Consider the following 15,018-nt stretch of genomic DNA (forward strand, 5'->3'; position numbering starts at 1 on the left):
ACGCTGTGGTCATGTCGCGAGCAGAACAGATCATCATCGGCGAAGGCCCGCTCAGCTGGCGGGACGTGACCGCGGTTGCCCGTCATGGCGCGACGCTGTCGCTGTCGGAAAGCGCGTGGGCGCGGATCGACAATGCCCAGGCGATCGTGCAGCGCATCGTTGCCAGCGGCGAACGCGCCTATGGCGTGAACACCGGCCTCGGCGCGCTGTGCAACGTGTCACTGGCCGACGAGCAGCTTGGCCGACTGTCACGCAACACCCTGCTCAGCCATGCCTGCGGCGTCGGCCCGGCGTTACCGGACGAGCAGACCCGCGCGATCACCTGTGCCGCGATCATCAACTACAGCCAGGGCAAATCCGGGATTCATCGTCAGGTGGTCGAGGCCCTGCTCGCCCTGCTCAATCGACGCATCACCCCGCAAGTGCCGTCCCAGGGTTCAGTGGGATACCTCACGCACATGGCGCACATCGGCGTCGCACTGCTCGGCGTGGGTCAGGTCAGTTACCGCGGCCAAGTGATGTCGGCGTTGCAGGCGCTTAGCGAAGAAGGCCTGTCGCCGGTGGATCTGGGCGCCAAGGACGGGTTGTGTCTGGTCAACGGCACGCCGTGCATGACCGGCCTGAGCTGCCTGGCCGTCGCCGACGTGAATCGCCTGATGCAGTGGGCCGATGTGATCAGCGCCATGACCTTCGAGGGCCTGCGCGGCCAGCTCGACGCTTTTGACGAAACCATTATTGCGCTCAAGCCACACCCCGGCATGCAGCAAGTCGGCAAAAACCTGCGCGGCCTGCTCGCCGGCAGTGAAGTGCTCGCCAACAGTCAGGGCATCCGCACCCAGGACGCCTTGAGCATCCGCTCGATTCCGCAGGTCCACGGCGCCACCCGCGACCAGCTGGCCCACGCCACACGGCAGATCGAAATCGAGCTCAACTCGGCCACCGACAACCCGCTGCTGCTCGGCACGCCTGAAGCGTATCGCGTTGTTTCCCAGGCCAATCCCCATGGCCAGTCCGTGGCGATGGCGGCTGATCTGCTGGCGATTGCCATGGCCGAACTGGGCTCGATTGCCGAGCGGCGCCTGGACCGGCTGATCAACCCCACGGTCAGCGGGCTGCCGGCGTTTCTGGTCAGCCAGCCGGGGGTCAACTCCGGGATGATGATCACCCAATACGTCGCCGCCTCGCTGTGCGCGGAAAACCGCCAGCTGGCACAACCGGCGGTCATCGACAACTACGTGACGTCCGGTCTGCAGGAGGATCATCTGAGCATGGGCACCAGCGCCGCGTTGAAGCTGCACAAGGTGCTGGAGAACGTGACGCAGATCCTCGCGATCGAGTATTTGCTGGCCGCCCAGGCGTTCGAGTTCTTCAAGGGCCCGCGCTTTGGCGTCGGCACCGAGGCGGCGTGGCGGCTGTTGCGCGAGCGCGTGCCGGCCTACGACGAAGACCGCTGGCTGGCGCCGGACATCGCCAGCAGCGTGACCCTGCTCAAGAACGAAGAGTCATTGGAAACCGTATTCCAGCGCTGCCGCGACTACGCGGCAGGCGCTAATCCCGACACCGACAACAACGGTCGCAGCGCAAGCGCCCCTCGCGCAGGACAGGCAGGCGCCGGTTCAGCGCAGACGACCGACACCCAATCAGGAGTAGCAGCATCGTGACCGACACCCAACAGGCGACCCCGCTGAATCTGATCCCCGGCCAATTGAGCCTCGCCCAGCTGCGCGCGATTTATCAGCGGCCCGTCACGCTGACCCTCGACACCAGCGCCAATCGGCAGATCGAAGACAGCGTGGCCTGCGTCGAGCAGATCCTCGCCGAAAACCGCACCGCTTACGGCATCAACACCGGTTTTGGCCTGCTGGCGTCAACGCGCATCGCCAGCGCCGACCTCGAAAACCTGCAGCGTTCGCTGGTGCTGTCTCACGCCGCGGGCGTTGGTCAGCCGATCAGCGATGAGCTGGTCCGTTTGATCATGGTGCTCAAGGTCAACAGCCTGAGCCGGGGTTTCTCCGGGATTCGCCGTCAGGTCATCGACGCGCTGATCGCGCTGATCAACGCCGAGGTTTACCCGCACATCCCGCTCAAGGGTTCAGTCGGCGCATCCGGCGACCTCGCGCCATTGGCGCACATGTCGCTGGTGCTGCTGGGCGAAGGCAAGGCGCGCTACAAGGGCGAATGGCTGAATGCCGTGGAAGCGCTGGCCATCGCCGGGCTCACGCCATTGACGCTGGCGGCCAAAGAAGGCCTGGCGCTGCTCAACGGCACGCAGGTGTCTACGGCCTATGCCTTGCGCGGCCTGTTCGAAGCCGAAGACCTGTTCGCCGGCGCCCTCAGCTGCGGCGCGCTGACCGTTGAAGCCGTGCTTGGCTCTCGCGCACCCTTCGACGCACGTATTCATGCGGCACGGGGTCAGCGCGGCCAGATTGACTCGGCTGCGGCCTATCGCGATCTGCTTGGCGACGGCAGCCAGGTCTCCGACTCCCACCGCGACTGCGACAAGGTTCAGGACCCCTACTCTCTGCGCTGCCAGCCGCAAGTCATGGGCGCCTGCCTGACCCAACTGCGTCAGGCCGCCGAAGTGCTGGCGATCGAATCCAACGCGGTGTCGGACAACCCGCTGGTGTTCGCGGCCGAAGGTGAAGTGATTTCCGGTGGTAACTTCCACGCCGAACCGGTTGCCATGGCCGCCGACAACATCGCTTTGGCCATCGCTGAAATCGGCTCGCTGAGCGAACGCCGCATCTCGCTGATGATGGACAAGCACATGTCGCAACTGCCGCCGTTCCTGGTGGCCAACGGCGGCGTGAACTCCGGCTTCATGATTGCCCAGGTGACAGCAGCGGCGCTGGCCAGTGAAAACAAGGCCCTGTCCCACCCGCACAGCGTCGACAGCCTGCCGACCTCCGCCAACCAGGAAGACCATGTGTCGATGGCGCCCGCCGCCGGCAAGCGCTTGTGGGAAATGGCGGAGAACACTCGCGGCGTGCTGGCTGTAGAATGGCTGGCTGCGTGTCAGGGTCTGGACTTGCGCAACGGTCTGAAGACCTCCGAAAAACTGGAAATCGCCCGCACCACGCTGCGCGGCAAAGTCCCGTTCTACGAGAAAGACCGCTTCTTCGCCCCTGATATCGAGGCCGCCATCGAGCTGCTGGCTTCCAACTGCCTGAGCGACCTGGTTTCTGCTGACCTGCTGCCGAGCTTCTGATCGGGACAGGCCAGGGATGGCCTGTCGTTGAAATGAGTGGGGGGATTACCCCCTGTAGGAGTGAGCTTGCTCGCGATGCAATAGGTCAGAAACGCGTTTGCCGTCTGACACACCGCAATCGCGAGCAAGCTCACGCCTACAAAAGCCTCTCGTTTCGCAGCAAAAAGTAAGACTAGGAACGTGTGAAATGACATCGCAAAACGCTACAGATCTGAAACGCGGGCTCAGCGCGCGTCACATTCGCTTCATGGCGCTGGGCTCGGCCATCGGCACCGGGTTGTTCTACGGTTCCGCGTCGGCCATCAAACTGGCCGGTCCCGCCGTTCTGCTGGTGTACATCATCGCCGGCGCTGCGGTGTACATGGTCATGCGCGCTCTCGGCGAGATGGCCGTGCGCAACCCGGTGTCCGGCTCGTTTGGCGAGTACGCCACCACGTATCTGGGTCCGCTCGCAGGGTTTGTCCTCGGCTGGACCTACGCATTCGAAATGGTCATCGTCTGCCTGGCCGATGTCACTGCGTTCGGCATCTACATGGGCTTCTGGTTTCCCGAAGTGCCGCGCTGGATCTGGGTGCTAGGCATCGTCTTTCTGATCGGCGCGCTGAACCTGTGCAGCGTCAAAGTGTTCGGTGAAACGGAGTTCTGGCTGTCGCTGCTGAAGGTCGGCGCAATCATCGCGATGATCCTCGCCGGCTTCGGCATCATGCTGTTCGGCCTCGGCTCGGTCTCGGGCGGCGGCGTCAGCAGCGTGAGCAATCTATGGGCCTACGGCGGCTTCATGCCCAACGGCATCGGTGGCCTCGTGGCCTCGCTGGCCGTGGTGATGTTCGCCTTTGGCGGCATCGAAATCATCGGCATCACCGCCGGTGAAGCGCGCAACCCGGAGCGCGTAATTCCCCGCGCGATCAACGCGGTTCCGTTGCGAATTCTGCTGTTTTACGTGCTCACGCTGTTCGTCCTGATGTCCCTGTATCCGTGGCAGCAGATCGGCAACCAGGGCAGCCCGTTCGTCCAGATCTTCGATCACCTGGGGATTTCCTCTGCGGCGACCGTCCTCAACATCGTAGTCATCACTGCCGCCGTTTCGGCGATCAACAGCGACATCTTCGGCGCCGGACGCATGATGTACGGCCTGGCGACACAAGGTCAGGCGCCCAGGGGTTTTGCTCAGTTGTCCGCCCAGGGCGTGCCGTGGATGACCGTGCTGGTGATGGGCGTCGCGCTGCTCTGCGGCGTTGTGCTGAATTACCTGATCCCTGAAAACGTGTTCCTGCTGATCGCCTCGATCGCGACCTTCGCGACGGTCTGGGTGTGGCTGATGATTCTGGTCACGCAGATCGCCATGCGCCGCTCGATGAGCGCAGAAGAAGTCGCCCAGCTGAAATTCCCGGTGCCGTTCTGGCCCGTCGCGCCGATTGTTGCCACGTTGTTCATGGTGTTCGTGTTCGGCGTGCTGGGTTATTTCCCGGACAGCCAGGCCGCGCTGGTGGTGGGGGCGGTGTGGATCGGGTTGCTGGTGGTTGCGTACTGGATTTGGGTAAAGCCGAAGCAGAACCTGATAAAGGCCACATCAAACAGCTGATAAATGGACTGTCATGAACGGTCCGTGTGGGAGCGAGCTTGCTCGCGAAGACTGAATTTCAGGCGCCGAATATTCGGCGGAGACACTTGCCGCTTCGCGAGCAAGCTCACTCCTACACTTAGTACTTGCAACAGGCTGTAAAACCGAAACCTTGGAGAGATCGATGAAAACGCTCTGGCACCACTGTCACGCAGCAACCATGGCGAACGGCACGTACTCGATCATCGAGGACGCCGCCATCGTGACCGATGCAGCGCGGATCGTCTGGATCGGTCCTCTCCACGCGCTGCCGGACCAGGGCGACGTCAAGCGCGTCGACCTGAACGGCGCATGGGTGACGCCCGGCCTGATCGATTGCCACACGCACACGGTGTTCGGCGGTAACCGCAGCGGCGAGTTCGAGCAGCGTCTGCAGGGCGTCAGCTACGCGGAAATCGCGGCAGCGGGCGGCGGCATTGCCAGCACCGTGCGCGCCACCCGCGCCGCCAGTGAAGAAGAGCTTTACGCCAGCGCTGAACGTCGTCTGCTGCACTTGCTAAGGGACGGCGTGACCACGATCGAGATGAAATCCGGCTACGGCCTGGACCTCGCCAGCGAACGCAAAATCCTGCGGGTGATTCGCCAGCTGGGTGAAAACCTGCCGGTCACCGTGCGCAGCACCTGCCTGGCCGCCCATGCCCTGCCGCCGGAATACAAAGACCGCGCCGACGACTACATCGCTCACATCTGCAGCGAAATGCTGCCGGCGCTGGCGGCGGAAAATCTGGTGGATGCCGTCGATGCGTTCTGCGAATACCTGGCGTTCTCGCCGGCCCAGGTCGAACAGGTGTTCATCACCGCCGGCCAGCTGGGCCTGCCGGTCAAGCTGCACGCCGAGCAGTTGTCTTCGCTGCATGGCTCGAGTCTGGCGGCGCGTTATCAAGCGCTGTCGGCTGACCATCTGGAGTTCATGACCGAAGAAGACGCCATTGCGATGGCGGCCTCAGGCACGGTCGCGGTACTGCTGCCGGGGGCGTTCTACTTCCTGCGCGAAACTCAATTGCCGCCGATGGATGCCCTGCGCAAACACGGGGTGAAGATCGCCATTTCCACCGATCTCAATCCGGGCACGTCGCCGGGTCTGTCGCTGCGGCTGATGCTGAACATGGCCTGCACGCTGTTCCGCATGACGCCGGAAGAAGCCTTGGCCGGCGTAACTGTCCACGCAGCACAGGCGCTGGGCATGGCTGAGACCCATGGCTCACTGGAAGTTGGCAAAACGGCGGATTTCGTCGCCTGGCACATCGAACGGCCCGCCGACCTCGCCTACTGGCTGGGCGGCGATCTGGACAAACGCGTCGTGCGTCATGGCGTGGAACGCACTCTCTAATCAGGGGAATACTGTGGACAAGGTTCTGAGTTTCACTCGCGGTCGCGTACCGCTGTTGATCAGCATGCCGCACCCGGGACTGCACCTGACGCCCGCCGTGCGGGACGGTCTGGTGGATGAGGCCGTGAGCCTGCCGGACACCGACTGGCACATTCCGCGCCTGTATGACTTCGCGTCAGACCTCGGCGCCAGCGTGCTTTCGGCGGAATATTCGCGCTTCGTCATCGACCTCAATCGTCCGTCCGACGACACGCCGCTGTACGCCGGCGCGACCACCGGGCTGTTCCCGTCGACGCTGTTCGAGGGCGATCCGCTGTTCAAAGAGGGTCAGGCGCCGAGCAAGGAAGAACGCGCGACTTATCTGGAGAAGATCTGGACGCCCTATCACGAGACGCTACGCGGCGAGCTTGAACGTCTGCGCGCCGAGTTCGGTTATGCGCTGCTGTTCGACGCGCATTCCATTCGTGGGCACATTCCACATCTGTTTGACGGTCGGCTGCCGGACTTCAACCTCGGCACCTTCAATGGCGCCAGCTGTGATGAAGCGCTGGCCCAGCGTCTGGATACTGCGTGCGCTGCCGCGAAGAACTACAGCCATGTGCTCAACGGGCGCTTCAAGGGCGGCCACATCACCCGCCACTATGGCGACCCGGCCAACCACATCCACGCCGTGCAACTGGAACTGGCGCAAAGCACGTACATGGACGAGTTCGTGCCCTTCCACTACCGCCCTGACCTGGCTGAGCCGACGCAGGTGGTCTTGAAAGGGCTGCTGGAAGAAATGATTGCGTGGGGGCGTGAAAAGTACGGGAAGTAGACCCGGCTTGATGATTCTCATGGTGGGACCGGCTTCAGCCGGGAAGAGGCCAGTTTGAGCGCCACCAGTTTTGCGGCATTGCACCTGACGCCTTCCCGGCTAAAGCCAGTCCCACTGGATACGCACGCGGCGTTTGTGGGACCGGCTTCAGCCGGGAAGAGGCCTGCGTGAGCACCATCAGTCTCCTGATGGGGAGCGTTACTTCTTCAATAACCGCAACCCGTTGGCCACCACCAGCAGACTGACGCCCATGTCGGCAAACACTGCCATCCACATGGTCGCCATCCCGGCGAAGGTCACCGCCAGAAAGATCAGCTTGATCACCAGCGCCAGCGCGATGTTCTGTTTGAGCACCGCCGCCGTGTCCCGCGACAGACGAATAAAGGTCGGGATCTTGCGCAGGTCGTCGTCCATCAGCGCCACATCAGCGGTTTCGATGGCGGTGTCCGTGCCCGCTGCCGCCATGGCAAAACCGATCTCCGCCCGGGCCAGCGCCGGCGCATCGTTGATGCCGTCGCCGACCATACCCACCCGGTGATTCTGCGCGTACAGGGCTTCGATGGCTTGCAGCTTGTCGGTCGGCATCAGATTCCCCTGGGCCTGATCGATGCCCACCTGAGCGGCGATGGCCTTGGCCGTGTGCGGGTTGTCACCCGTCAGCATCATCGTCTTCACGCCCAGCGCATGCAGTTGCTCGATGGCCTCACGGCTGCTGTCCTTCACCGTGTCGGCGACCGCGAACAACGCCAGCGGGCCGGAAGCGTCGAACAGTAGCACCACGGTTTTGCCCTGGCTTTCCAGCGCTTCAAGTTGCGCTTCCAGTTCCGGCGAGCAATACCCGGCGTCATGCACCAAGCGGTGGTTGCCCAGATGGTACAAACGCCCTTGCACTTCGCCCTTCACGCCAAGCCCGGCAAGGGCTTCGAACGCCTCAACCGGCAAGCGGGTGCCGTCCTGCGCCGCCTTGGCGATGGCTTGAGACACGGGGTGATCCGAGCGACCGGCCAGGCTTGCCGAGATCGCCAGCGCCTGCTCACCCAGTGACTCGTTGAGCAATACGTAATCGGTCTGCACCGGTTTGCCGTGGGTGATGGTGCCGGTCTTGTCGAGGGCCAGGTAATCGAGCTTGTGACCCATTTCCAGGTACACGCCGCCCTTGACCAAAATGCCTTTGCGCGCCGCCGCCGCCAGACCGCTGACGATCGTCACCGGCGTCGAAATTACCAGCGCACACGGGCACGCGACCACCAGCAGCACGAGCGCGCGGTAGATCCAGTCAAACCACACCGCGCCCATGAACAGCGGCGGGATGATCGCAATCCCCAGCGCAAGCGCGAACACGGCGGGCGTGTAGATCTTTGAAAAGCTGTCAACGAAACGCTGAGTCGGCGCGCGCGCACCCTGGGCCGCCTCGACGGCATGGATGATCCGCGCCAGCGTCGAGTTGTTGGCAGCGGCGGTCACTTTGTATTCCAGCGAACCGGCCTGATTGATCGTGCCGGCAAAGACCTTGTCGCCTACGGTCTTCTCGACCGGCAGGCTTTCGCCCGTGATCGGGGCCTGATCAATGCTCGACTGGCCGGCAACCACTTCACCGTCCAGCCCGATGCGCTCACCCGGCTTGACCCGCACGACGCTGCCCAGCGCAATATCTTTGACCTCAAGCTCTAGCCACTCGCCGTTCTGCTGCACGGTCGCTGTTTCCGGCGTCAGCTGCATCAGGCCGCCAATGGCGTTGCGGGCACGGTCCAGAGACTTGGCTTCGATCAGCTCGGCGACGGTGAACAGAAACATCACCATCGCCGCTTCTGGCCATTGCCCGATCAGCACCGCACCGGTGACGGCGATGCTCATCAGCGCATTGATGTTCAGGTTGAAGTTTTTCAGGGCGATCCAGCCCTTTTTGTACGTGGTCAGGCCGCCGCTGAAAATGGCGATCAGCGCAACGATGGCGACCACCCAGGTGGGCGCGGCATTGGTGAAGTGGATGACTTCAGCAGACAACGCCGCGACACCCGACAGCGCCAGCGGCCACCACGGTTTGTTGGCAGGTGGCAGCGAGGCTGTTTCCTTGTCGGCGCCCTCTTCGATCAGGTCCGCCTGCATGCCCAGCGAGCCAATGGCGTCGCGAATGGGATCGGTGGACGGCAGCTCATGCCACACGCCCAGCACGCGATTGATCAGGTTGAATTCAAGCTTCTGAATGCCCTTCATCTTGCCGAGCTTGTTTTGGATCAGCGTCTGCTCGGTGGGGCAGTCCATGGCTTCGATGCGGAAGCTGCTCAGTTTTCCATCGGCATTTGACGCGCCATCGATGGTCACGACGGCGGGTGCGCTGTCGTGTGAGCAGCAGGCGTGGGCGGCATGGTCGTGCACGGGCGTAAGTTTGGTTTGCCCGTGCTCATGACCGGCGTGATCGTGCCCAGCGTGATCATGGGCGGAATGGTCATGCCCTGCGTGATCGTGCTCGGCATGGTTGTGCGAGTCGTGGGCAGGTTTGTGCGATGAAGATGTGGGTACAGAGTCACTCATGGATTGAGTCTCTAAATGTGCGTGTTGCCAAGTGAACACCCTGTAGCCACTATAGGGTCAAGCGTCCTTATCGAGATCTTGCACATGAACCCTTCATTTAAAATCGGCGAACTGGCAAAACTCACGGATTGCCCGGTGGAAACCATCCGCTATTACGAGCGCGAGGGCCTGCTCAGCGAACCCGCGCGCAGCGACGGCAACTATCGGCTGTACACCCAGGAGCACGTCGAACGCCTGACGTTCATCCGCAACTGCCGCAGCCTGGACATGACGCTGGACGAGATCCGCAGCCTGCTGGCGTTGCGCGACAGTCCGCGGGACCAGTGCGAGAACGTCAACGCGCTGATCGACGAACACATCCAGCACGTGAACGCCCGCGTCGCGAGCCTGCAAGCGCTGCAGGAGCAACTGGTCGACCTGCGCCAACGCTGCAGCGAAGGGGCGCCGGATCACTGCGGGATTCTTGATCGACTGGAGATCAGCGGGAGTGTCGTGGCAGCGGACGTCGAACACTCCCACGTAGGCCGCAGCCACGGGCATTGAGAGGTTAGTAGGACCGGCTTCAGCCGGGAAGAGGCCAGTCTGCGCATCATCACTTTTGCGGTGAGGCATCCGACGCCTTCCCGGCTAAAGCCGGTCCTACAAGTCGGCGTTTCAGCCAGTCCCATTTAATGCACGCGAATGCTTTAGTGGGACCGGCTTCAGCCGGGAAGAGGCCAGTCTGCGCATCATCACTTTTGCGGTGAGGCATCCGACGCCTTCCCGGCTGAAGCCGGTCCTACAAGTCGGCGTTTCAGCCAGTCCCATTGAATGCACGCGAATGCTTTAGTGGGACCGGCTTTAGCCGGGAAGAGGCCATTGGGGGCAACATCGCTTTCGCGGTGTGGCATCCGACGCTTTCCCGGCTAAATCCGGTCCTACAAGTCGGCGTTTCAGCCAGTCCCATTGAATGCACGCGAATGCTTTAGTGGGACCGGCTTTAGCCGGGAAAAGGCCATTGGGGGCAACATCGCTTTCGCGGCGTGGCATCCGACGCTTTCCCGGCTAAATCCGGTCCCACAGGGATCAAGCGTTGTGAATACGCTCAACCGCAGCCGCGACCCCAATCCCGTACTCGGGATCAGCCATCGAGCAATGCTCGATGTGCAGCTGGATGATAGGTGCCGACACGCCGCGCAGCGAGCGGGCGGTGTTGTCGAACAACGACTGTTTCTCCCGTACGTTCATCAGACGGAACAGGTTGCCTGGCTGCGAGTAGTAGTCGCCATCCACGCGATGGTTCCAGTGAGCGGCCGCGCCTTCGATCGACAACGGCGGCTCTCTGAAATCCGGCTGCTCCTGAAACGCACCCTTGGTGTTCGGCTCGTAAGAGGTCATGCCGCCCCGGTTGCCGTCAATGCGCATCAAGCCGTCGCGGTGGTAGCTGTTCACGTGCAGCGCCGCCCGTGGCGAATTCACCGGGATCTGGTGGTGGTTGACGCTCAAGCGGTAGCGCTGGGCATCGCCGTAGGAGAACAGCCGACCCTGCAGCATTTTGTCCGGCGAGAAGCTGATGCCGGGCACCACGTTGGAAGGCGCGAATGCCGCCTGCTCGACGTCAGCGAAGTTGTTCTCCGGGTTACGGTTCAGCTCGACCACGCCCACTTCGATCAGCGGGTAATCGCCCTTCGGCCAGACCTTGGTCAGGTCGAACGGGTTGATAGGGTACGAGCCTGCCTCCTTCTCCGGCATGATCTGCACGAACAGCTTCCAGCGCGGGAAGTTGCCCTGCTCGATGTTTTCGTACAGATCGCGGTGATGGGACTCACGGTCACGGCCGACCAGTTCCTGCGCTTCTGCGTCGGTCAGGTTGGCGATGCCTTGTTGCGAGACGAAGTGAAATTTCACCCAGAACCGCTCGTGTTGCGCGTTGAGGAAGCTGTAGGTGTGGCTGCCGAAACCGTGCATCTCGCGATAGCTGCGGGGAATGCCGCGCTCGCTCATCACGACAGTCACCTGGTGCAGCGCTTCCGGCAGTTGAGTCCAGAAATCCCAGTTGTTCTCGGCACTGCGCATGCCGGTGCGCGGGTCGCGTTTGACAGCGTGGTTCAGGTCGGGAAACTTCATCGGGTCGCGCAGGAAGAACACCGGCGTGTTGTTGCCGACCATGTCCCAGTTGCCTTCCTCGGTATAGAACTTGAACGCGAAACCGCGAATGTCGCGCTCGGCATCTGCTGCGCCGCGCTCACCGGCAACGGTGGAGAAGCGGGCGAACATCTCGGTGGTTTTGCCGATTTCAGAAAAGATTTTTGCACGGGTGTAGCGAGTGATGTCGTGGGTGACGGTGAAGGTGCCAAAGGCGCCGGAACCCTTGGCGTGCATGCGACGCTCGGGGATGACTTCACGATCGAAATGGGCGAGCTTCTCGAGGAACCAGACATCCTGCAGCAGCGCTGGGCCATGGGGGCCGGCGGTCTGGATATTCTGGTTATCGACTACAGGGGCGCCGAAAGCGGTCGTCAGTTTGTTGCTCATGCGTGTTTCTCCACCAAGGATACTGGCGGGCGACCTCTGTTAAGGCCGCCCTGTGTCTGTCCGATGGGGAGAACGATAGGGAAATCGACGCGTTTAAGCTCATTGTCACTGCGCACTGGGCGGATAGAGCTTTTCAATCGATTGTCGACTGATCAATAGCCTCCGCTCATGAGCGCAGCAGGATTACACCGCTACAGGTGCCTTGATGCTCGGATCCGCGTCATAACCCACAATCTCGAAGTCTTCGAAGCGATAGTCGTAGATGCTCGCCGGGCGGCGCTTGATGTTCAGCTGCGGCAACTGTCGAGGCGTGCGGGTCAGCTGCGTCGCGATCTGCTCTTCGTGGTTGGAGTAAGCGTGGGTGTCGCCCAGGCTGACGATGATCTCGTGGGGGATCAGGTCGCATTGCTGAGCCAGCATGTGGGTCAGCAGCGCCAGCGCGGCGATGTTGTACGGCAGGCCAAGGAATACGTCGGAACTGCGAATATACAACTGCATCGACAGCTTGCCGTCGGCCACGAAGGCCTGGTACAGCAAATGGCACACCGCAAGCGCCTGGCGTCCGGCTTTGACGTTCTCCTGCGGCGACAGCTTCTCGTCTGGCAGGTATTCGGTATTCCAGCCATGGAACAGGATGCGCCGGCTGTTGGGGTTGTTCTTCAGGCAGTCGACCATGTAATCGATCTGGTTGATCTTGCCGCCATCCTTGGTTGGCCAGCCGGTCCACTGCGCGCCGTATACCGGGCCCAGATCGCCGTCTTCAGTGGCCCACTCGTCCCAGATGGTCACGCCGTTTTCGTTGAGCCATTTGGTGTTGGTGTTGCCGCTGAGCATCCAGATCAGCTCGTTGGCGATGCTCTTGAAGTGCAGCTTTTTGGTGGTCAGCAGCGGGAAGCCATCAGCCAGATTGTGGCGAATCTGCCGACCGAACACGGCAGTGGTGCCGGTCCCGGTGCGGTCGCCCTTGCGGGTTCCGTTGTTGATGACGTCCTGCAGCAGTTCAAGGTATTGCTTCATGACCAGAGGCCCTCTGTTTCGGTGAATCCGCCGCACCCATCAGGCCCGGCGTTCAGCAAATGTACCCGGCGCGTCACGCCGCAGCGTTGTTGGCAGCGGGCGCGCGATGGTAGGCAAGCCAGATCAGCACCAGGCCGCCGATGATCATCGGCAGGCTGAGGATCTGCCCCATGGTGACCCAGCCCCATGCCAGATAACCCAGCTGGGCGTCCGGCACGCGGACGAACTCCACCACGAAGCGGAAGATGCCGTAGAACAGCGCGAACATGCCGGAAACGGCCATGGTCGGACGCGGCTTGCGGGAGTAGAAATAAAGAATGACGAACAGGGCCACGCCTTCCAGCGCGAACTGGTAGAGCTGTGACGGGTGGCGCGGCAGTTGCGCAGGGTCGGTGGGGAACACCATGGCCCAGGGCAGATCAGTCGGCTTGCCCCACAGCTCGGCGTTGATGAAGTTGCCGATGCGCCCGGCACCCAGACCAATCGGCACCATAGGGGCGATGAAGTCCATGAGCTGGAAGAATGACTTGCCGTTGCGCTTGCCGAACCAGTACGTCGCGATCATCACGCCGATGAAGCCACCGTGGAACGCCATGCCGCCCTTCCATACCTCAAAAATCAGCAGCGGGTTGGCGATGTAGTTGGGCAGGTCGTAGAACAGCACGTAGCCGAGACGGCCACCGACGATGACGCCCATGGCGACCCAGAAAATCATGTCCGAGAGCTTTTCTTTGGTCCACGTCGGGTCAAAGCGATTCAGGCGACGGGATGCCAGGTACCAGGCACTGCCAATACCGACCAGGTACATCAGGCCGTACCAGTGAATTTGCAGCGGACCGATGGCCACGGCTACCGGGTCAATCTGCGGGTAAGGCAGCATTGCGACTCCTTGAAATAGAAGCGCTCATTGAGCGACGAAGCAGAACTATGCGGCGGCGGTAGCAGGTAGTGCCACCCAATAATGATGAAATCTGATGCAAGAGCGACCGCGATGAAAGTCTCGCACGCCGACGATGTCGCCACGCATGGCGCGGACATCTCTCAAAAACAGTGCGGCATGTTACCGGACCGCGCCAATCCGCTCTAGCAGCGTGCGATGGATGTCGGCGTGCGGGGTGGGTAAAGTGGCGCAAAAAGGAGTCATCCATGTGCCTTATCGTCTTCGCCTGGCGGCCATCTCGCGCTCAGCCGCTAATTCTGGCGGCCAACCGTGACGAGTTCTACGCCCGCCCTACTCTGCCGCTGGCGCAGTGGGAAGACGCGCCGCAGGTCTACGCCGGGCGCGATCTTGAAGCGGGCGGGACATGGCTGGGGATCAATGCTGACGGACGCTTTGCCGCTCTGACCAATATCCGCGAACCGGGCAAACCGCCTGGCCGCCGTTCGCGGGGCGAATTGGTAGCTCGTTTTTTGACCAGCGATGTGTCCATGGATGAGTATTTGAGTGAGATCGCGACGCGGTCGTCTGAGTACGGTGGGTTCAACCTGCTGGTGGGTGATCGTCAGCAGTTGCATTTTCTCAACGGGAACGATCCGATACCCCGCCGTCTGGAAGCGGGCGTTTACGGGGTGTCCAACGCAGGCCTCGATACGCCGTGGCCGAAACTGGTGAAAGCCAAAGCGGCGCTGTCTGAACATTTGGAGAATCCAGATCCTGAAGCGCTGTTTGGCTTTCTCATCAATCACGCGCCTGCGCCAGAGGCTGAACTGCCGAGCACCGGCGTAGGCCTTGCGACGGAAAAGTTATTGTCGAGCGTGTTCATTGCCAGCCCAAATTACGGCACGCGGGCGAGCACGGTGTTACTGGTCAATGCAGATGGCAGCAGGCGCCTGATCGAGCGCAGCTTCGGGCCGTATGGCGGGAGATTGGGTGAGGTGGACCTGCAGGTTTAGCCTGCATCAAGGTTTTAGTAGGACCGGCTTTAGCCGGGAAAGCGTCTTGTGTCACGCCCAACATCCTAGGGTGTTCAAGCCGGCCT

General features: G+C 62.0%; 11 protein-coding genes. 7 read left to right on the forward strand and 4 right to left on the reverse strand.

What is annotated here, in order from left to right:
- The first annotated feature begins 11 nt into the window (after positions 1 to 11).
- From hutH (QMX88_RS12825) to hutG, 5 genes are all read left to right on the forward strand, one after another.
- Positions 12 to 1,661 (forward strand): histidine ammonia-lyase, encoded by a 1,650-nt coding sequence (hutH, locus tag QMX88_RS12825; RefSeq protein WP_282369789.1) that lies wholly within the window; start codon positions 12 to 14, stop codon positions 1,659 to 1,661.
- Positions 1,658 to 3,208, forward strand: coding sequence for a histidine ammonia-lyase (hutH, locus tag QMX88_RS12830; RefSeq protein WP_442969452.1), 1,551 nt, complete (start codon positions 1,658 to 1,660; stop codon positions 3,206 to 3,208). The genes hutH (QMX88_RS12825) and hutH (QMX88_RS12830) overlap by 4 nt, the downstream gene beginning before the upstream one ends.
- Before the next feature lie 187 nt (positions 3,209 to 3,395).
- Positions 3,396 to 4,790, forward strand: coding sequence for an amino acid permease (locus tag QMX88_RS12835; RefSeq protein WP_282369791.1), 1,395 nt, complete (start codon positions 3,396 to 3,398; stop codon positions 4,788 to 4,790).
- A gap of 163 nt (positions 4,791 to 4,953) precedes the next feature.
- Positions 4,954 to 6,159, forward strand: coding sequence for an imidazolonepropionase (gene hutI, locus QMX88_RS12840; protein ID WP_282369793.1), 1,206 nt, complete (start codon positions 4,954 to 4,956; stop codon positions 6,157 to 6,159).
- Positions 6,160 to 6,172: 13 nt separating this feature from the next.
- Complete coding sequence (gene hutG, locus QMX88_RS12845) at positions 6,173 to 6,976, forward strand: N-formylglutamate deformylase (RefSeq protein WP_282369795.1); 804 nt, start codon at positions 6,173 to 6,175, stop codon at positions 6,974 to 6,976.
- Between the two features lie 198 nt (positions 6,977 to 7,174).
- On the opposite strand, the gene QMX88_RS12850 is transcribed toward hutG, so the two are convergent.
- Complete coding sequence (locus tag QMX88_RS12850) at positions 7,175 to 9,508, reverse strand: heavy metal translocating P-type ATPase (RefSeq protein ID WP_282369797.1); 2,334 nt, start codon at positions 9,506 to 9,508, stop codon at positions 7,175 to 7,177.
- An 84-nt stretch (positions 9,509 to 9,592) separates the two neighbouring features.
- Between QMX88_RS12850 and cadR the strand changes: the two genes are divergently transcribed.
- Positions 9,593 to 10,051, forward strand: a complete 459-nt coding sequence (gene cadR / locus QMX88_RS12855) for a Cd(II)/Pb(II)-responsive transcriptional regulator (protein WP_122533975.1) — start codon at positions 9,593 to 9,595, stop codon at positions 10,049 to 10,051.
- A 522-nt stretch (positions 10,052 to 10,573) separates the two neighbouring features.
- Here cadR and QMX88_RS12860 read toward each other — a convergent pair.
- The 3 genes from QMX88_RS12860 to lgt all read right to left on the reverse strand — a co-directional run bounded on the left by QMX88_RS12860 (position 10,574) and on the right by lgt (position 13,919).
- Entirely contained in the window at positions 10,574 to 12,022 is a 1,449-nt protein-coding gene (locus QMX88_RS12860; RefSeq protein ID WP_282369799.1) for a catalase, read from the reverse strand.
- A gap of 183 nt (positions 12,023 to 12,205) precedes the next feature.
- Positions 12,206 to 13,039 carry a thymidylate synthase gene (locus QMX88_RS12865; protein ID WP_282369801.1) on the reverse strand — a complete coding sequence of 278 codons (834 nt, stop codon included), beginning with the start codon at positions 13,037 to 13,039 and terminating at the stop codon, positions 12,206 to 12,208.
- 73 nt (positions 13,040 to 13,112) lie between these two features.
- A complete protein-coding gene (gene lgt, locus QMX88_RS12870) occupies positions 13,113 to 13,919 on the reverse strand; it encodes a prolipoprotein diacylglyceryl transferase (RefSeq protein ID WP_122625513.1) in 807 nt (268 codons plus the stop codon).
- Positions 13,920 to 14,185: 266 nt separating this feature from the next.
- Between lgt and QMX88_RS12875 the strand changes: the two genes are divergently transcribed.
- The gene (locus tag QMX88_RS12875; RefSeq protein WP_282369806.1) at positions 14,186 to 14,932 is read left to right on the forward strand and encodes an NRDE family protein; all 747 of its coding nucleotides are present in this window, start codon (positions 14,186 to 14,188) and stop codon (positions 14,930 to 14,932) included.
- Positions 14,933 to 15,018 lie beyond the last annotated feature (86 nt).

The organism is Pseudomonas sp. PS02290 (assembly GCF_029960075.1).
Classification (GTDB): Bacteria; Pseudomonadota; Gammaproteobacteria; order Pseudomonadales; family Pseudomonadaceae; genus Aquipseudomonas.

Bases quoted from the DNA above. Each gene is read 5' to 3' on its own strand.
- hutH (WP_282369789.1), top strand. From the start codon at position 12: ATGTCGCGAGCAGAACAGATCATCATCGGCGAAGGCCCGCTCAGCTGG.
- QMX88_RS12835 (WP_282369791.1), top strand. From the start codon at position 3,396: ATGACATCGCAAAACGCTACAGATCTGAAACGCGGGCTCAGCGCGCGT.
- hutI (WP_282369793.1), top strand. From the start codon at position 4,954: ATGAAAACGCTCTGGCACCACTGTCACGCAGCAACCATGGCGAACGGC.
- QMX88_RS12850 (WP_282369797.1), bottom strand. From the start codon at position 9,508: ATGAGTGACTCTGTACCCACATCTTCATCGCACAAACCTGCCCACGAC.
- cadR (WP_122533975.1), top strand. From the start codon at position 9,593: ATGAACCCTTCATTTAAAATCGGCGAACTGGCAAAACTCACGGATTGC.
- QMX88_RS12860 (WP_282369799.1), bottom strand. From the start codon at position 12,022: ATGAGCAACAAACTGACGACCGCTTTCGGCGCCCCTGTAGTCGATAAC.
- QMX88_RS12865 (WP_282369801.1), bottom strand. From the start codon at position 13,039: ATGAAGCAATACCTTGAACTGCTGCAGGACGTCATCAACAACGGAACC.
- lgt (WP_122625513.1), bottom strand. From the start codon at position 13,919: ATGCTGCCTTACCCGCAGATTGACCCGGTAGCCGTGGCCATCGGTCCG.
- QMX88_RS12875 (WP_282369806.1), top strand. From the start codon at position 14,186: ATGTGCCTTATCGTCTTCGCCTGGCGGCCATCTCGCGCTCAGCCGCTA.